Here is a 16,429-nt window from a genome sequence, read left to right as displayed (position 1 = left end):
CACAACTCACAACTCACAACTCACAACTCACAACTCACAACTCACAACTCACAACTCACAACTCACAACTCACAACTCACAACTCACAACTCACAACTCACAATTCACAATTCATAAATCACAATTCATAAATCACAAATTCTAAATTGCGATTCATACCAAAAACCTTTGTATAAAGTAGCTATGTATAATTAGCTTTTATTTGGATAAGTATAGTTCCAATGCTTCCCTAACAATTGCGCTTACACTTTTAGGCTCTCTTCCTTCCCTTTTGTTTTTTAATGCCATGTCTTCAAGTTTTACAAGCATTGACTCGTTTAGTGATATAGTTGTTCTGCTTTGTTTTTCTGGTTCTTGCAAATGATTTTCAGTAGAACCATAAGGTTTATCTGCTAAACGTTTAGCTAATAGGTCTGCTTGCTCCGCTGTTATTTCATTGCGATTTTTGGCTGCTTGTTGACTCGGTTTCTTAACCATTACTAAAAGACCTCATTTATTAATTGTTCAATTTCATTTTTTGCCGTTTGATTTTCAGTTTCTAAGACACCCAACCCTATGCTCATCGTATCTCTGTAGACCTTTCTAAAGCAGATTATTGTGTTCATTGTTTTTATAGTTGGAAACTCCGATAAGTACTCTAAAAATTCTTTTCGTTCATTGCCTTTTAGTACTGGGTTAGTGGTAGCCATACTCTGCAGGCAAAATACTTTTAATTCAGGGTTAAGATCCCTCATTGCTTCTACTTGTTGTTGTAATTCTTCCAAAGTATCTAAGTCAGGCTGAGAACATTGTAATGGTGCTATTATTTGATCTGCGATTACACCACTAGTAATAAATTCTCGTGAGTTTCTACCAGCCACATCAACAATTATATGTTCATATTTTTCATTTAAGGCTTTTAACGTCTGGGTTAAGTTATCGAATTTTTCTATCAAAGTTATGCTTGGCACAATACCTGCGGTTTCTCGTTCTGCGTGCCATTTTGCTGACGTGCGTTGTATATCAGCGTTCAGTAAACAAACGTCTTTGCCTTTTTTAGCCAAAGCAACAGCAATATTTATTGCTGTTGTTGTTTTACCTGACCCACCTTTGTTTCCACCTATGACAGTTATCATATATTTTCTCATAATTATGATTTGTGAAGTATGAATTATTATAAACTATGTCATTTTTAAGTCAAAATCTAGTTGATGTTATTTTACTCATTATCCCAAAAGGGACTCACAATCCTTTTATCTGAAATCATCTTATTACTTATCGGAAGTATACGACAAATCAAAACGTATGATTTAATAACCATGAATTCATAAGTGTGAAGTATGAAAAAATAAATGTGATTTATGTTTTCATTTTTCATACTTATGATATATTACTCAAACTGAGTCTTTAGGGTGATGAATATTCTTGGATACTCTATTTGAGTATCTAATAATGTATCAAAATTCTCAATTTGAGTAATATGTGAGGGTGTATGAAATTATATTGCGACGATGGTTCAACAAATGTGAAGCTAGCATGGTTTGACAAGCAGGCACTTCAAACTAAGCTATCAACGAACTCATTTAAAAAAGGTTGGAAAATAGAAGGGTTAGGTGGTAAAGGGACTTTTAACTATGAATTGGATGGTCAAAAGTTCACTTATGACGAGGTCAGTGAACAAGCAATTAGAACGACTCATATTGAGTATCAATATACGGATGCGAATGTTTTAGCTATCCATCATGCTCTTTTAAGTAGTGGACTTGAACCTCAAGATATCGAATTGGTTGTTACGTTGCCAATCAGTGAATTTTATACAGCTGATTGTCAAAAGAATGAATTAAATATTCAGCGCAAGATTGAAAATGTCCTCCGCCCCGTAAAACTGAATAAAGGAATAACCTTTACTATTAAAGGCGTCGAGGTGATGCCTGAATCTTTACCTGCCGTGTTAACCCAGTTAGTTAATGATAATGTGGGGGAGTTTGAAAAGTCACTGGTGATTGATTTAGGCGGAACAACACTGGATGTGGGCGTGATTGTAGGGCAGTTTGATGGTGTGAGTGCCATTTATGGTAACTCTGAAATTGGTGTATCAATGGTAACTCAAGCTGCGCTGAGTGCATTAAAAATGGCCTCCAGTGATACGAGTGCGCTGGTTGCTGATGAGTTAATAAAACAACGCCATAATGACCAGTTTGTACACCAAATTGTGAATGATGAGTCGAAAATTCCGTTAGTATTGGACACTATTGAGTCTGCAATAACACAATTAGGAGAGCGTGTTGTCGATGAACTTAGCCAGTTTAAAAATGTGAATCGCATTTATCTGGTTGGTGGCGGCGCATCTTTGATTGAACCAGCGATCAGAAAAGCATGGCACCTGATTGATGATAAAATTACACTGTTAGACTCGCCCCAAACGGCTTTAGTTGAAGCCATTGCCTATTTTAAAGAGGATTAACTCGATGAGTCATGACCGGAAAAAATTTACATTATATCTTCACCCCGAAAATCCAGCGGACAAACAGGCTTTAGAGGTGATTGAGTCTATACCTCGTTCAGCTAGGGGGGAATTTTTCCGTCATGCATTTATCTGTGGTGTGGCATTACAACATCTCGATACACGATTGCCTGCTTTGTTGGCCACACTCTTTAATGAGACATTGACGGCAGAACAGCTTGTGATGTTAATTTCCCAAACAACGGGTTGGAAACCATCACAGGCTGAAATTGAGGTTGTCATCAAAGCGCTTGGTATTAGTTCAACGTTGAAAGAAGAGAGCTGTATCACTGAGATAAAAGCGAATCAACCTTTAGCGAAAGTGAAAAATAAGTTATCAAAACTAGTGTAAAAAAAGTATTCGAGATATTTGTGTAGTGTGAAAATATGCAGTATATTGATACTGTGTATTTATACAGTATTTGATAGCATATGCAAATCCCGATTTTTAAAAGTCAAATTGCTTGCGGTTTTCCCAGTCCCGCTCAAGATCACATCGAAGGTCGCTTATCGCTCGATGCTGAACTTATTCGCTATCCTGAAAGCACCTATTTTCTTCGTGCTTCAGGGGATTCGATGAAGGATGCGGGGATTTTTGACGGTGACTTATTGGTAGTCGAAAGTCACCTTACTGCCCGTCATGGGGAAATTGTAGTCGCCGAATACAATGGCGAATTCACCTGTAAGTACCTGCAAATCACACCGACTAAAGCGCTTATTCCCGCTAACAGCCAATTTCCCTCTATCCCCATCAATGACGATACGGAAGTGCAAATCTTCGGTGTCGTTCGTTATGCCGTGCATACCTGTCGGTGAAAGATATGTTTGCGCTCATCGATGTTAATTCCATGTACACCGCCTGTGAATCTGTCTTTAGGCCTGATTTAAAAGGAAAGCCAATTATTTGCCTTTCGAATAACGATGGGTGCGTCATCGCGCGTTCAGCTGAAGCGAAACCCTATATTCGCATGGGAGCCCCTTATTTTGAAATTAAGTCGATAATCAAACAAAAGCAAGTGATTGTATTTTCTTCAAATTATCCGCTTTATGCCGATTTTAGTAACCGATTTATGGCGGTAGTCGCTCAAATTGTGCCTCAAATTGAGGTTTACAGTATTGATGAATGTTTTTGTAACCTGACAGGCATGGATGCATTATATTCCTGGCATGAGCTTGGCCATAAATTAAAAGAGGATGTCTTCCGGTGTGCTCACTTGCCTGTCGGAGTGGGAATTTCCAGTACCAAAACGCTAGCTAAACTCGCAAATCACGCCGCCAAAACATGGAAAAAAACAGGCGGCGTCGTCGATTTAAGTTCACCCAGTCGCCAGAAAAAACTCATGGCACTCGTGCCAGTAGGGGATGTTTGGGGAATTGGCCGTAAACTGGCAAAACGCTTAAATCAAAGTGGGATTGAAACTGCCTTGGATTTAAGTCGGCTGCCAACGTCCCAGGCGCGTAGACTGTATTCCGTCGTTTTAGAGCGAACGGTACGAGAGTTGAACGGGGAGTCCTGTCTTCAGCTGGAAGAAATCGCACCCGCCAAGCAACAAATTATTTGCTCTCGTTCGTTTGGCCATAAAGTCATGGACTACGAGTTAGTTCGCCAATCAGTGTGCGCATTTGCCGAACGTGCAGCAGAAAAACTACGTGAAGAAAAACAGTATTGTCGGTTAGTCACATTGTGGGTACAGAGTAGCCACTTTTCCCATCATGACCCGTACTATTACCGGCAAGAAACCCAAGCCCTCATTTATCCCACACAAGATACGCGCGAGATTATCCAGGCGGCAGTGTCTTTGTTCGAGCGACTTTGGCTCCCCAATGTGAAATACAGTAAAAGCGGTATCTTGCTCAGTGAGTTTTCCCCTTCAGGACAAGTGCAACTGAATTTATTTGAGAGTGGTCATCGTTTTAGTAAAAGTGGTGAGTTAATGCGGACAATTGACCGGATTAATCGAGGAAAAGGGGCTATCTGGTTTGCAGGCCAGGGAATACAATCGCAATCCGATTTATGGAAAATGAAGCAGCAATTTCTATCACCCCGCTGGACAACGCAATTGTCGGATATTCCCATCGTAAAATGCTAATCAGTGGGTGATGATTTTTTGAGCAGTGTTGATATTCATTCATTAATCAAACCATTATCCTTGTTATTAACAGGGCTATTTCAAGTTATCCACTGATTTTGTGGATACGCCCATTTTGAGTTTTGGGGCAACGGCTTTATTCTGGCGTTGAGCCAGTATTAAGCCGAACGCCGGATTGACCCCATTTACACACAGTTGGCGCAGGTTCCCCGTACACTCCCGTTCTCGCGCCTGTTTGGGGCGCGCTCACTGGCTCGCCAAATGTGGAAAATGGGGACAACCGGCTTGAAAGGACAACCACTGCGCCTTTTAACGTTTTCAACGTGGCGCAAAGGGCAGGGGTGCAGCTCCCTGCGGGACCGCCCCTGGTTCACTGCTTAGCTGCGCTAAGCGTTAATGGCGACTTGCCGTTCGCTTCTCTCGCTGCAAGTCGGGTGCTGCCATTTTCATCGCCTGTGTGATTAATCTGTCATCGAGTCCCTCCGCTTGGCCTAAAACATAGCCTCGTCTCCTCATACAGCAAGGGTTAAGTGAACTCCACCAAAATTCTTGCCGCTGCGCTTTCCAACAATTTTGTCTCCGCCCTTGCTTCCTTCCTCGTCTTGGCTATGTACGGCCTTTGCAGCGGAGGAACTCGACGAAAGAAATCATTAATACAAAGGAGGATTCAAAAATGTCATCACATCAAAACCTTGCAGCTCCAGAATCTAACGAAAGAAGGGTTAAAACCCCACTGACGGATAGTCAGAAAGCGGATTTATTGCATTACATTGCGCCATTAACACGGTTATTGGATTTATTCGAGGGGGATATTTCACCGGAGTTATACGACGAAGAAATCACGCTGCACAGTGATGCGTTCGATTCCAACAGTATTTTTATGAAAGACGGCTATCCGATTGGCTTTAGTGACAATTTAAACAACATGTTCTATCTGCGTCCTGAACTGATTCAGGCATCTTAGGTGCTAAGGGAGTTGTTGAGCCTCCCTTAGCTTAGACACAATAAACTAATAAGGTTGAATAATATGTCTACATTAGAAACTATCATTAACCCAAAACAACGTAAAGCGAAAAAAGGCACAAAATCCGCACAGGCCGATGCGATTTATCAGGCGTTGGACAGCATGGAAGCACATGTATTGCCGTTATCGGCATTAGTACAGAGTGAACTCAATGTCCGTAAACGCCCAATCGATGAAAAAGCCTTGTCAGAACTGGCAGACAGTATTCAAGCGGTCGGGGTGTTACAAAACTTGGTGGTTTACCCGATGGACAATGACGTCTACGGGGTTGCAGCGGGTCAACGTCGTTTACTGGCATTACAACAATTGGTGACAAAAGGACATTTAGCGTCGAGTTTCCCTGTGCCTGTCAAAGTGGTTTCAGAGTCCGATGCGCTGATTATTTCCCTGACGGAAAACAGCCAACGTGAAGCCATGCATCCCGCCGACCAACTTCATGCGTTTATCGAGCTACAAAAAACAGGCAAAAATGCGTCTGAAATCGGTGACTTATTAGGGTTTAGCACTCACCACGTTAAAAAATGTTTGCGTTTAGCAAATATGGCGCCCGAGCTATTAGCAGAGTTGGATGCAGATAATATTACCCTTGACCAACTGCAAGCGTTAGCCGGAACCCCTGACCATGACCGTCAAGTGATGGTATGGAACAATGCAATGGGTTGGAAAAAAGAACCACGCCATTTACGTGAAGCCGTCGAAGAAACCAAAACCCCCGTCGAAAATAATCGCTTGGTGAATTTTGTTGGATTGAATGCCTACGAGCAAGCAGGGGGAACCCTTGAAATTGACCTCTTTACCGAAGCCGGATTTATTGAAAATGCGCCACTATTAGAAAAATTGGCACTCGACAAGCTCACTGTGTGTGCGGAGCTGTTAGCCGATATTGAGGGTTGGCAGTTCGGTATTGCCCGTTTAGAGCGTCCAAGCTTTTACGGTAATGATGGGGAAACCTTGTCTCTCAGTCATGCGCCTGAGGCGGTCATTCCCCCTGAATTTGCGGATTTACTGGCTGAATTGCGTGCTCGTGAAACAGATTTACGTCAGCAATCATGGGAAACGGATGATGAAAATGAACAAGCTGACCTTTGCCAAGCCGTGGCAGACTGCGAAAAGCAAATCGAAGACATTAAAGATCGTACCAAAAATCAGGCGTGGACAGCCGATGGAAAAGCAACAAAAGGCGTAGTGGTCTACCTTGACCGTGATGGAGAACCGTGTGTCATCCGTGGCGTCATTGACTTAGCACAGCAAGTGCCACAGTGCAGTGAAGCGGAAAGCGAAACTGAAAGTGTGAGTGAGCAATCAACAACTCAAGTTGAGACAGTTTCTACCTACAGCGCAGCGTTGTGCAAAAGTTTGTCCTCAGAGCGCACCTTAGCGGTTCAAGCGGCATTAACACAGCACCCGAACGTGGCACTGGCGATTTTGGTTCATGATGCGTGCATTCAGGTGTTTGGTTCAGGGTATGCCAAAACCGCGTTTAACATTAAGTTTTCATGTACTCAGGACGAATTACTCAAAAATGCCCCGACCGCCCAAGACAGTGAAGCCTTAATCATGTTGGAAACGCAATTTGAGTCATGGTCAGCGCGTTTACCCGACGCATGGCAAGCTGATTTTTCATGGTTGTTGTCATGGGAGCAAACGGATTTAGTTGCACTACTGGCATTTTGTTCCGCGCAAACGTTAAGTGAAGTGAATCATCATGCTCCGCACGATAACACGTTAGCCAAAGCTCTGCGCCCAATTGAACAGGCGATTGCCTTTGATTTTCGCCAATGGTGGCAACCGACTAAAGCCAATTTCTTTGGGCGTATCAGTAAAGACCAAATTGTTGATTGTCTGGACGATGCAGGGGTAAAAGGTAAAGCCCTTGAAGTGGTCAAAATGAAAAAAGGGGATGCCGCTGAGTTGGCTGAAAATACCCTTAGAGATACCCATTGGTTGCCGAGCTGTTTTCTGGATGCAAACGCTGACACTCACCACACCGATAACGCGCAATAATCATACTGGAGACACTGCCCGAAAGGGCAGTGTGAATACTCATGACAATCATTCCAAACCATTTAGCCCTTGTTCCCTTTAATGACCGTCAATATGCCGCTGCAAAAGCCATCCTCTTTGTCGAAGATAAAATGCAAAAAGGGCAATACCAAAAACGATTTCCCTATGCGAGCGCGTTAATTCGCATTTTTACGGGGAATAAAGGGGCAATAACCGCAAAGGATTTGCACTCTACGTTGGTGTTATCTTTTGATGACAAGCGCGAAATGCCGTCCAAAAATCGCTATCTTGCCGCCCTTGATACGTTTATTCAGTCCCGTGGTTATATTTGTCCGTTGCCGTTGTGCGATCATCATGTGCGAGATTTTTTTCCTGAGCTGGATTACCGCGACCGTGAACGGCAGGGGCGAAAAATTCAGTCTCAAGTACAAGTTGTGAGCCGTGCCCGACAAAAAGCCCAAATAAAAGCGCAGCAACAGTATCAAAATCGATTAGCTCAAGCTGAAATTGAGTTAGCCTTTATTACCCCCAGTGAGTTTAAATCGTGGTACAACCGGTTTAATCATGATGGAATTGAAGAGTATGATTTAATTGAATTGCTTGTAAACTGGACGACGAGATTTAACAATTTAAACTTGCGAAAATACCTTGATTTTGCCCCGTTATGGTCGGCTCTCTTGGATTTCAATGACGATATCGATACCCGATCATACGGTGAGCAATTACTGGATAATTATGCCATTCCCAATAAATTAATCGGTTAAAAGGGCGTTGACGATGAATGAATGGAATGTGGTTTTACTCGAAACTGAAGACAGTTTGGTGCTAATGATGCGCGGTGAGCACACAAAAGAAACGGTCATTAATTCAGCAATTGCCGCGAATGAAATTTCACAGAGTGACCGCGAAACGTGGTTAGCCTGTGAAGATATCAACGTGGGGTATTACAAGGCGGTGCCTAGAGAAGGGTATGCCACCTATTATTATCCTGTCAGTCAGGATGTTAAAGGGGCATTTTTGGCAACCAGTCTTGTGCTATTTTAAGGTTGAGAGCCAATTAGTGCGTTGATGATGCAATTAAAAAGCAAACACACACAATGTGTTCATTGTTATTACAATGGCACCTTTTTATCTGCTGCATATCACTTCGAGTCGGGGCAATGATGCCTTTAATGGGGAGATGACGGATAACAGTACACAGTTGGGTGGTGTGCGATTAACCTCCCTAAAAACCGACTATTGTGGGGCGTGTCATCGACCGTTATGAACCGTTGAAGAACGAAAGCAATAAAGGGCTGTTCGGGTAAACCCGAACAGCCCTTTATCTCTCTAAAACGGGGATAAATCGCTAGTCTTTGCGTTAGAGAGCCGTGGATTTTGTTAAAAAAAAAGATGGGACTTTACTGAGGTCGCGATTACGTATAGTCATTTTTTTGTTGTAAAAACAAGGAAATGATGCTTTTGAGCAAAAATTCAAATCAAAATTCATTTATCAAAAAAATACAATAACCCCTAATGGGTTCCTACGGCAGCTCGACTTCTTCGAGCTGTCGCCTACACTCCAACGCCATTCGTTTTACGAATGAGTTTCCGCAGAGCCGCAAGCGTCTCTGTCCTTCGGATAGCAAGCGAAACCTAACTGCACGGCATTTCGTGCTTCGCACGGCCGTTAAGGACGCCACGCTTTGCGTGTCGGCCGAATTCATCCTGACCTTTGGCTTTTTATCTCTCTGTAAGTACTTCCGCTAGGGCTTTAATTTCGCACCCAAACTCAAGAACTTGCAAGGGTTCGCGTTGCCGCTTCGCGCCCTTGCAAAACCTTTCCTTTGTTTGCTTCATCGCCCTTGCCGCGAAAGAACTCACAGAGAGATGATTTAAAACTCGCAGGTAAACCAGGATGCCTTCGGAGAACGTCAAAACCGCCGCTCCTGAATCTTCAGAAAGATAATTTTAAAGGAAAAAATATGAAGCTCAAAAATTTCAATAAAGACAGTTGGGTAGCAAAATGCGAACAAGCCCACAAAGAAGCGTCTAAAGGATGCGGATTAAGTGATGTTTTATTTCAGGAACGATTTAACCAATTGGTAGATAGAGCAATAAACGCTTTACCAAACAGACACCATAAAAAAGCCATCCTAATTGCAAAAAAACTGGGTTATCAGCCGTTTGATACAACAGAAGAAATTGAAAATGATATTGATTTTGACTTGGGAATTTGCTCACACGGCATTGCCATAGATTGTTGTCCCGCTGGCTGTGGAGAAATCTAATTATTCTAATGAGAACAATTCCTACTGACTAATCAGAGTGAGTAGGAATTATCGCTACGAGATTCTATCCATTAACCATCAATAAGGAGTTTTTATATGTATCACGCATTAGATCAGTACGAAACAGACAGTTACCAAGAAACCCAAAGCGCGGAATTGATGTATTGGATAGGGCGTGAACAAGCGGCTAAAACTGCCCCGACAGAAATCACCTTAATGCAATTTATGGATGCGTTATCCGTTATGCCCCCGTTGGATTGGCAAGGCAATAACAATACAGAATCATTTAAGTTGCAAGAAATGGTCATGGGGAACGTGACTGACATTTTTGTCAAAGTAGACGGACGTTATTTCACGTTTCGGGATGTATCAACGTTATCTCACGCGCAAATTATTTCGCGTGTGCGTTGTGCTGGGCTGCTGGCGCAACAATGAAAAAAGCAGGCTTGCGCCTGCTTAATCCCTGCCTTGATGAACTTTTGCGAAGAAACTCAAGGCATATCATCAACTCAAAGGAGAAACTCCGATGAATGCAAATATCATGGCATACGCTGCCAATCCTGTAAAGCCCCAAATGCCCGTCGCGTCAAAACGTCGGGTCATGCGTCACGATATCGCGATTAGTGATATTGAGCCTACCTATCGGGCAATGGCGCGACATATCGACAAACAACTTAAACGCAAACAGCCCGTTCGCATCCCTGCAATGAATAACCATTGTTTGGGGCAACTTTTGCGCTGTTTAGAACTGCGTAAATCGTGGATTTAAGTTAATTCACTGCCCCTGTTTTTTGTTTCAGGGGCAGTTTTGGAGCGTCGATATGTCACAATTGAGTTTTTTTGATGTAGATTTAAGCCAACCCGTGAAAACACCCAGTCCTATCATCTCAGGCTCACCCAGTAAGATAGACACAAAGACAGACAAAACAGTCGAAAAAGCAACCCTAGCAATGGCTAACACCAAGTCAAAGCGCGATTTTCACACCGAGTTTATTCAATTATTTAATCAAACGGCACGTTATCACAGTCGTGTAGAGGTGTTTCGCGATTTTATTCATGTTGCTGCGATTTCATTAGAAAACAGCGTGAAACAGTGCCCTGAATTGGAACAAACTTACTTTAACGTGATTGCGCGTTATGAAAGCGCTGATTTGGATGCGTTTGCGAAACTATTAGCCATTTGTGTTAACGCCTTAGACCAACAAGCCACCGATTTTTTAGGTACGGTGTTTATGTCACTTGAATTAGGCGAAGGGGCATGGGGGCAATTTTTTACCCCATTTCACGTTAGCCAGCTCATGAGTGATCTCATCATCGGGGATTGTGGGGCGATAATTGAACAAAATGGCTATATCAGTGTGTGCGAGCCTACGTGCGGCGCGGGCGGAATGGTAATTGCCTGTGCTAATTCTGTGTTGCAACAAGGTTTTAATCCGCAAATGCAAATGATCGCGGTATGTACCGATATTGATGAGGTTGCCGCCCGAATGTGCTACGTCCAACTGGCATTATTGGGGATACCTGCCATTGTGAATATTGGTAACAGTTTAACGCTGGACGTTCGTCAAACGTTGTATACCCCGATGTTAATGTTAAATTCATTTCGCTTTAAATCCTTTTTAACAGCCTAATTCACGTTATTTCAAGGGGATTTATTCCCCTTTTTTAGCGCATCGGCTTAATCCTGGCATCGAGCCAGGCTCAATCCGACAACGCCAAACCCTGCGCCTTTTTACGCTGACGCGTGGCGCAAAGGACAGGGATGCAAGCTCCCTGTGGGAGCTGCCCCTGATAAACCGCTTAACGTTGTTAAGCTCAAAGGACGCCTTGCGGTTCGATTCTCTCGCCGCAAGTCGGGTTGCGTCATTTTCAGCCACTGTGTTGTTAATCTTTCGCCAAGCCCCTCCGCTCGGCCTAAAACATAGTCTCACCTCCTCATCCAGCAAGGGTAAAGTGAACTTCGCCAAAATTCTTGCCGCTGCGCTTTCCAACAATTTTGCCTCCGCCCTTGCTTCCTTCCTCATTTCGACTATGTACGGCCTTTGCAGCGAAGGAACTCAACGAAAGAAATCATTAACCCAAAGGAGACACTAAAATGACGCAACAACAAAACCTTGCAGCTCAAGAATCTAACGAAAGAAATGGAAAAGACGAAATAGCAATCACGGCTATTGAGGTGAAGAACGCACAAGCCCGTTTAAAGTTTTTACCTTCAAAACTAGGTCGTTACTGTATTGCCTTTGAAAATGCAATCTATAACTGGATGACTCGGAACGCCGTAGCCTATAACGGCGGCTATTGGGATTTTTTTCAATTGTCGAATGGCGGTTTTTATCTGCAACCGACAAAAGGCTATATGCTCACTTCACCGAATGGATTTATGGACGATGTAGGTGCCCAAGAAGCAGGAATTATTGTCACCTTAATGATGTTAAGCCATTTTTCATTTGTGACTTATGAAAAAGAGCATCACGAAGATTGTGAGCGTATTTCTGCTTATTTTCATCAATTACGGGATTTTATTTTCACATTATCCCCTGAATCACAAACCAAAATATTAAACGCCATTGATTAACACTATCCCGCGCAAGTCTCAGGCTTGCGCTTCATTGAACATCATCAATCAATAAATCAGAAAAAGGTAAATGAATATGGAACAGCAAACATTATTATCAGTTGGTCAAGTGGTTTACACTAATTTATATAATCTCGGCAAGGGGGTTATTGTTAATATTCATGGTGAGCAAAAACCACAAAGCATAAAGAATATGTATAATGTTATGGTTACAGGGGGCAATGCGGAATTTGATATCGTATTCTTTAATGGAAATAAATCAAATCGTTTACCGGAAAGTATTTTACACGGCGTACAATGGAAAATTGAAAATGAAACCGTTGATCAAGAAACCATTAAATCATTAATTGAAAAAGCTGAGGCACATGAACAAGCAGAAAAAGCCGAAGAAGAACGAAAGATAAATGAATTTAAACAAGGTGTCGAATTCCAAAAAAACAACACAGAATATTCACACTTAACACAGATAACCTCTAATTCAGATAAGAAAGTCAAAATAGTCGGTAAAAATATCCGTGCTGAGTTAAAAAAACATTTTCCAAAAACAAAATTTTCAGTACGTAAACAGTATTACAGTTCTTATCATGTAAATTGGACAGATGGTCCGACAGTTGATGAAGTCGAATCTATAATCAATAAATATGAAACATCGCGTTTTGATAGTTATACCGATTATCATTATAGTGAGACATCACCTTTTAATGTAGTTTATGGTGGTGCTGATTATGTTTTTACACATCGGGATTATAGTGATGAAATAATCGCATTGGCTATCAAATCATTGATTGATAAATATGGCGAGTCATATGAGTTTGATACCGCGCTAATGACGGTTGAAAATTATCATCAAGGAATATTATACAAAATAGGACGAGAACAAATTATTGGGAATGATGGGATAGGTGGAGAAATTGGTCGAGTATTAAGAAAAACCAGTTATTAAAGAAAGCGCGCCTAAAGGCGCGTTTCTCGTTTTAATACTAAGCCACATGCATTACTTAATATTAAACGTGATTATAGCGTTAAAAATAGAAAGTAAAAGGAGTAAGTTTAGTTATTTTTTTTAATGTTAAGATAAATGTGATAGACCTCAAGCGCATATTGATTTCTTTTTTGTTCTTGAGCCTCGGATTTTTTTAACCCTGCATTATAAGCCCCCACACCTTTCCAAATATCCTCTTGTATGCGAATAAATTTCGCGAGATAAAATGCACCCGTATAAATATTCATGCATGGGTCTTGCCTTAAATGATTTTCTGTAATTCCATACTGGGCTAATTCATTAAAGTTTTGCGAATGAATTTGCATTAATCCAATCGCGTATCGTGTGGGAGATGCTTGATTAATGGCATTCGGTTGGAATGAACTTTCACGAAAGGCAACCGCGCGTAATAAATCAGGGTCAATTTGATAATCTTTTCCTGCTTTATCATAGCAATCAAACGAAAATGAAAAAGGTGAAAAAAATAACGCAATGAGAATAAAGATCATTCGCATATAAAGCCCCATAAAATAATAAATACGCTTAACTCAGAATCGCCCATTTTAATTAAAAAATAAAGCACTATTTTAATGCGAGCCAAAAGAAACGAGGAGCAATAAATATGCTCCTCTGAAAGAAAGACATCACACCCCACGCAAAATTTCATTTTGCAAGAATTTATCATTAAATCAGGGTGTTGATTTAAAATAAATAGGTGAAAATTTTAAAATTCTCAGTTAAAGGCCCATTCATAGCCCACTAATAGCGTCTATAAATGGGCTAAAGGGATGCACTTTGTGTGTTTTGTTAATAATATCAAATAAATGAATTTTTTACCCAAAAATAGTGGGCTAATAGTGGGCTATTATAATATACTGTTTATATGTGATTTATTTTTTATGATTGTATTCTGTGGGCTATTTGTGGGCTGTATGTTAATTGACCGCAGCCCACAAATAGCGGCTAGTAAAGACTAAGGAAATAAAAGAATGCCACGTCAACATATATATATGAAGCAAAAAACATTAGATGGAATTCGTAATATTGTGGATAAACGAAAAGCGGATGGCGCTGATGCAAACATTTCCAGTGTTGGCTCTGAGCTACTGGATATCGGATTGCGGGTTGTTGAAAATTTAGAGAAAGAAAAAGAAGGGGATGATGGTTTATCCCTAGAGGAACGTTATAAAAAACAACTATTAGAAGAAGTAACTAAATCACGGCAGTGTATACAGATTTTATTCAAGATGATGTTTGATTTAACAGAAATCAAAGAAGACAATCGATATAACTATCGAGAATATATTGAAGATTTTAAAAATAGAACAAAATCCATGTTAGATGAATATTTTCCTGAAAGCGATTAGATAAATAGAAATTTTTTATTGAGAAAATTGATTAGCAAAAAACAATTTACTTATATTTTGATATATCTAATCTAATAGCGAGTGAAAAACTATATTTATTTAGCAGAAAGATAATATATTAATTGATTCAATTATTGCTAATATGGTATATTTGAACTAAATAGAATCACCCAATAATCGAGCGGACACTCGATTATTGGGCTAATCAAATAACCCCACAGTTAAGGACGGTTAAATGACTACCTTCAATAATATTGATCCGCAATGTGGATCTCAAGTGATTTTTGATATCATTTATCAATTTAATGATAAAAGTCTCTTTTATATCCGTAATAACCAACATAACATTACTCATGTTAGCGATGATTTTTGTCAAATGGTTAATATTCCATCAACATCACCTCGTCTTTTGAACAACTTTCCAAAACTAAAAAAGCTAGAGGCCTTGGAGAAACAAGTTATCACTAAAAAGAAAAGTAAATCACTTTTTTTTGCCTATAAGCTTAAATCTGAATTTTATTATCTTTTTTATATTCACATTAAATGTATAACATTTAATGATAAAGCTTACACAATAACAAGCTTCAGCAAATTTAGTGATTTTTTTAGTCATGAAACTATTTTTAATACAATTAATATTGCTGATGGATTTTTTGTTGATGATGGTTTTCCAATTGACAATTATTATAATATTAATCCTATTTCTTTAACTGTGAATAATGAAGCAAAGAAAGAAGATAGAATATCTTGGCATATTGTTTGGTTTTTTTTGACAGGAAAGTCTATTAGATGGATTGCAGACTATAGTAATTTAAATAAAAAACAAGTTGAAAATTCATTAAATAAATATTACACGAATTCAGGTGTTTTAAATCAAAAAAATTTGCGGGCAATTGCCAGAAAATATGGTTGGTGTAATTATGTTGATAAAAATACGGTGGAACTTATTAATTTTCGCTTAAGTGAAGATGAAAAGATTTTAATATAGAAAAAGTTAGTTGTATATTTTTTATTTTTAATTGTTAATGGTTTTATGTGCTTTTTCGGGGTGTTTTTGTGAATTTTATCACAATCACCCCCCTTTATTTGGGACAGCTGTCCCAAGACATTGATTTTTATTTGTGTAATATAAATTCAGTCCAAAGGGATGGGTAAGGATATGAATGCAAACAAACATAAAAAAATTAGTGTTGATATTAGTTTGGTAACAGAAGAATGGTTAGTTAAAGCAATTGAATTATCAGGAAGAACTAAAAAAGAAGAAATTAGGATACGTCTTGCTCATAGTTTAAAAAACATTGAAAAAATAGATGAAAATTATTGGGAAATAATCTCAGCCTAATTTAATTTCTTGATTTTATAAACTGTTAAATAAAAAGACAGCGGGAAGACTTTGCCATTAAAAAATGGATTTGTCGGGCTGGGGCGGTAGCGCATTCAATCCATCATGTTTTTATCACGCTTTATTTCTTTGTGCTTAATGAAGGAATAAAGCGAGCTAAAGGCTCAATTGTTATTAAATACTCTTGAAGAGTTTATGTTGAAAATAATGAAACATCTATTAACAAGGAAATTGCTATGTCACAACTGACTATCGAAAATACGCCAGCCCGTAAGAAGGGATTATTTAAACGT

At 40.0% G+C, this 16,429-nt stretch carries 20 protein-coding genes; 17 read left to right on the top strand and 3 right to left on the bottom strand.

From position 1 onward, the window contains the following. Positions 1–198 precede the first annotated feature (198 nt). The gene (locus ACPEH5_RS21270; protein ID WP_196725505.1) at positions 199–477 is read right to left on the bottom strand and encodes a ribbon-helix-helix protein, CopG family; all 279 of its coding nucleotides are present in this window, start codon (positions 475–477) and stop codon (positions 199–201) included. Between the two features lie 2 nt (positions 478–479). Next, a complete protein-coding gene (locus tag ACPEH5_RS21265; protein WP_196725506.1) occupies positions 480–1,115 on the bottom strand; it encodes an AAA family ATPase in 636 nt (211 codons plus the stop codon). A 356-nt stretch (positions 1,116–1,471) separates the two neighbouring features. On the opposite strand from ACPEH5_RS21265, the gene parM reads away from it, so the two are divergent. The 14 genes from parM to ACPEH5_RS21195 all read left to right on the top strand — a co-directional run bounded on the left by parM (position 1,472) and on the right by ACPEH5_RS21195 (position 13,388). After that, positions 1,472–2,443: a plasmid segregation protein ParM domain-containing protein gene (gene parM / locus ACPEH5_RS21260; RefSeq protein ID WP_196725507.1), complete on the top strand. Its 972-nt coding sequence runs from the start codon at positions 1,472–1,474 to the stop codon at positions 2,441–2,443. A 4-nt stretch (positions 2,444–2,447) separates the two neighbouring features. Then, complete coding sequence (locus ACPEH5_RS21255) at positions 2,448–2,834, top strand: plasmid partitioning/stability family protein (protein ID WP_196725508.1); 387 nt, start codon at positions 2,448–2,450, stop codon at positions 2,832–2,834. Positions 2,835–2,914: 80 nt separating this feature from the next. Then, positions 2,915–3,298 carry a LexA family protein gene (locus tag ACPEH5_RS21250; protein ID WP_196725509.1) on the top strand — a complete coding sequence of 128 codons (384 nt, stop codon included), beginning with the start codon at positions 2,915–2,917 and terminating at the stop codon, positions 3,296–3,298. Between the two features lie 5 nt (positions 3,299–3,303). Then, positions 3,304–4,572, top strand: coding sequence for a translesion error-prone DNA polymerase V subunit UmuC (gene umuC, locus ACPEH5_RS21245; protein ID WP_196732689.1), 1,269 nt, complete (start codon positions 3,304–3,306; stop codon positions 4,570–4,572). Positions 4,573–5,245: 673 nt separating this feature from the next. After that, complete coding sequence (locus tag ACPEH5_RS21240) at positions 5,246–5,536, top strand: hypothetical protein (protein ID WP_196732691.1); 291 nt, start codon at positions 5,246–5,248, stop codon at positions 5,534–5,536. 63 nt (positions 5,537–5,599) lie between these two features. Next, entirely contained in the window at positions 5,600–7,600 is a 2,001-nt protein-coding gene (locus tag ACPEH5_RS21235; RefSeq protein ID WP_196732693.1) for a ParB/RepB/Spo0J family partition protein, read from the top strand. A gap of 41 nt (positions 7,601–7,641) precedes the next feature. Beyond that, complete coding sequence (locus ACPEH5_RS21230; protein ID WP_196732695.1) at positions 7,642–8,364, top strand: plasmid SOS inhibition protein A; 723 nt, start codon at positions 7,642–7,644, stop codon at positions 8,362–8,364. 13 nt (positions 8,365–8,377) lie between these two features. Continuing rightward, positions 8,378–8,644: a hypothetical protein gene (locus ACPEH5_RS21225; RefSeq protein ID WP_094962792.1), complete on the top strand. Its 267-nt coding sequence runs from the start codon at positions 8,378–8,380 to the stop codon at positions 8,642–8,644. Positions 8,645–9,564: 920 nt separating this feature from the next. Further along, on the top strand, positions 9,565–9,870 hold the full coding sequence (locus ACPEH5_RS21220) for a hypothetical protein (protein WP_123382809.1): 306 nt from the start codon (positions 9,565–9,567) through the stop codon (positions 9,868–9,870). A gap of 96 nt (positions 9,871–9,966) precedes the next feature. Further along, positions 9,967–10,305 (top strand): hypothetical protein, encoded by a 339-nt coding sequence (locus ACPEH5_RS21215; protein WP_123382810.1) that lies wholly within the window; start codon positions 9,967–9,969, stop codon positions 10,303–10,305. 91 nt (positions 10,306–10,396) lie between these two features. Continuing rightward, the gene (locus tag ACPEH5_RS21210) at positions 10,397–10,639 is read left to right on the top strand and encodes a hypothetical protein (protein WP_123382811.1); all 243 of its coding nucleotides are present in this window, start codon (positions 10,397–10,399) and stop codon (positions 10,637–10,639) included. Between the two features lie 52 nt (positions 10,640–10,691). Continuing rightward, on the top strand, positions 10,692–11,501 hold the full coding sequence (locus ACPEH5_RS21205; protein ID WP_227024245.1) for an N-6 DNA methylase: 810 nt from the start codon (positions 10,692–10,694) through the stop codon (positions 11,499–11,501). A gap of 464 nt (positions 11,502–11,965) precedes the next feature. Next, positions 11,966–12,445: an antirestriction protein gene (locus tag ACPEH5_RS21200; RefSeq protein ID WP_123382813.1), complete on the top strand. Its 480-nt coding sequence runs from the start codon at positions 11,966–11,968 to the stop codon at positions 12,443–12,445. A 76-nt stretch (positions 12,446–12,521) separates the two neighbouring features. Continuing rightward, positions 12,522–13,388: an LPD29 domain-containing protein gene (locus tag ACPEH5_RS21195; protein ID WP_392509028.1), complete on the top strand. Its 867-nt coding sequence runs from the start codon at positions 12,522–12,524 to the stop codon at positions 13,386–13,388. Between the two features lie 107 nt (positions 13,389–13,495). Here ACPEH5_RS21195 and ACPEH5_RS21190 read toward each other — a convergent pair whose 3' ends face one another. Further along, the gene (locus ACPEH5_RS21190; protein WP_123382815.1) at positions 13,496–13,942 is read right to left on the bottom strand and encodes a transglycosylase SLT domain-containing protein; all 447 of its coding nucleotides are present in this window, start codon (positions 13,940–13,942) and stop codon (positions 13,496–13,498) included. Between the two features lie 474 nt (positions 13,943–14,416). On the opposite strand from ACPEH5_RS21190, the gene ACPEH5_RS21185 reads away from it, so the two are divergent. The 3 genes from ACPEH5_RS21185 to ACPEH5_RS21175 all read left to right on the top strand — a co-directional run bounded on the left by ACPEH5_RS21185 (position 14,417) and on the right by ACPEH5_RS21175 (position 16,136). Beyond that, the gene (locus ACPEH5_RS21185; RefSeq protein ID WP_123382816.1) at positions 14,417–14,794 is read left to right on the top strand and encodes a relaxosome protein TraM; all 378 of its coding nucleotides are present in this window, start codon (positions 14,417–14,419) and stop codon (positions 14,792–14,794) included. Between the two features lie 235 nt (positions 14,795–15,029). Next, entirely contained in the window at positions 15,030–15,782 is a 753-nt protein-coding gene (locus tag ACPEH5_RS21180) for a hypothetical protein (RefSeq protein ID WP_415894484.1), read from the top strand. Positions 15,783–15,953: 171 nt separating this feature from the next. Beyond that, on the top strand, positions 15,954–16,136 hold the full coding sequence (locus ACPEH5_RS21175) for a TraY domain-containing protein (protein WP_227024246.1): 183 nt from the start codon (positions 15,954–15,956) through the stop codon (positions 16,134–16,136). The last annotated feature ends 293 nt before the right edge of the window (positions 16,137–16,429 follow it).

Source organism: Providencia sp. NPDC089933, from assembly GCF_049545585.1.
In the GTDB taxonomy this organism is placed as follows: domain Bacteria; phylum Pseudomonadota; class Gammaproteobacteria; order Enterobacterales; family Enterobacteriaceae; genus Providencia; species Providencia huashanensis.
Note: the sequence above shows the minus strand (reverse complement) of the source record. Positions and strands in the feature narration are given on the sequence as shown.

What these genes read in the sequence shown, in the direction of transcription:
- ACPEH5_RS21230 (WP_196732695.1), top strand. Translation starts at nt 7,642, where the DNA reads ATGACAATCATTCCAAACCATTTAGCCCTTGTTCCCTTTAATGACCGT.
- ACPEH5_RS21175 (WP_227024246.1), top strand. Translation starts at nt 15,954, where the DNA reads ATGAATGCAAACAAACATAAAAAAATTAGTGTTGATATTAGTTTGGTA.
- ACPEH5_RS21190 (WP_123382815.1), bottom strand. Translation starts at nt 13,942, where the DNA reads ATGCGAATGATCTTTATTCTCATTGCGTTATTTTTTTCACCTTTTTCA.
- ACPEH5_RS21220 (WP_123382809.1), top strand. Translation starts at nt 9,565, where the DNA reads ATGAAGCTCAAAAATTTCAATAAAGACAGTTGGGTAGCAAAATGCGAA.
- ACPEH5_RS21225 (WP_094962792.1), top strand. Translation starts at nt 8,378, where the DNA reads ATGAATGAATGGAATGTGGTTTTACTCGAAACTGAAGACAGTTTGGTG.
- ACPEH5_RS21180 (WP_415894484.1), top strand. Translation starts at nt 15,030, where the DNA reads ATGACTACCTTCAATAATATTGATCCGCAATGTGGATCTCAAGTGATT.
- ACPEH5_RS21265 (WP_196725506.1), bottom strand. Translation starts at nt 1,115, where the DNA reads ATGATAACTGTCATAGGTGGAAACAAAGGTGGGTCAGGTAAAACAACA.
- ACPEH5_RS21185 (WP_123382816.1), top strand. Translation starts at nt 14,417, where the DNA reads ATGCCACGTCAACATATATATATGAAGCAAAAAACATTAGATGGAATT.
- umuC (WP_196732689.1), top strand. Translation starts at nt 3,304, where the DNA reads ATGTTTGCGCTCATCGATGTTAATTCCATGTACACCGCCTGTGAATCT.
- ACPEH5_RS21240 (WP_196732691.1), top strand. Translation starts at nt 5,246, where the DNA reads ATGTCATCACATCAAAACCTTGCAGCTCCAGAATCTAACGAAAGAAGG.
- ACPEH5_RS21235 (WP_196732693.1), top strand. Translation starts at nt 5,600, where the DNA reads ATGTCTACATTAGAAACTATCATTAACCCAAAACAACGTAAAGCGAAA.
- ACPEH5_RS21200 (WP_123382813.1), top strand. Translation starts at nt 11,966, where the DNA reads ATGACGCAACAACAAAACCTTGCAGCTCAAGAATCTAACGAAAGAAAT.
- ACPEH5_RS21215 (WP_123382810.1), top strand. Translation starts at nt 9,967, where the DNA reads ATGTATCACGCATTAGATCAGTACGAAACAGACAGTTACCAAGAAACC.
- parM (WP_196725507.1), top strand. Translation starts at nt 1,472, where the DNA reads ATGAAATTATATTGCGACGATGGTTCAACAAATGTGAAGCTAGCATGG.
- ACPEH5_RS21255 (WP_196725508.1), top strand. Translation starts at nt 2,448, where the DNA reads ATGAGTCATGACCGGAAAAAATTTACATTATATCTTCACCCCGAAAAT.
- ACPEH5_RS21210 (WP_123382811.1), top strand. Translation starts at nt 10,397, where the DNA reads ATGAATGCAAATATCATGGCATACGCTGCCAATCCTGTAAAGCCCCAA.
- ACPEH5_RS21195 (WP_392509028.1), top strand. Translation starts at nt 12,522, where the DNA reads ATGGAACAGCAAACATTATTATCAGTTGGTCAAGTGGTTTACACTAAT.
- ACPEH5_RS21250 (WP_196725509.1), top strand. Translation starts at nt 2,915, where the DNA reads ATGCAAATCCCGATTTTTAAAAGTCAAATTGCTTGCGGTTTTCCCAGT.
- ACPEH5_RS21270 (WP_196725505.1), bottom strand. Translation starts at nt 477, where the DNA reads ATGGTTAAGAAACCGAGTCAACAAGCAGCCAAAAATCGCAATGAAATA.
- ACPEH5_RS21205 (WP_227024245.1), top strand. Translation starts at nt 10,692, where the DNA reads ATGTCACAATTGAGTTTTTTTGATGTAGATTTAAGCCAACCCGTGAAA.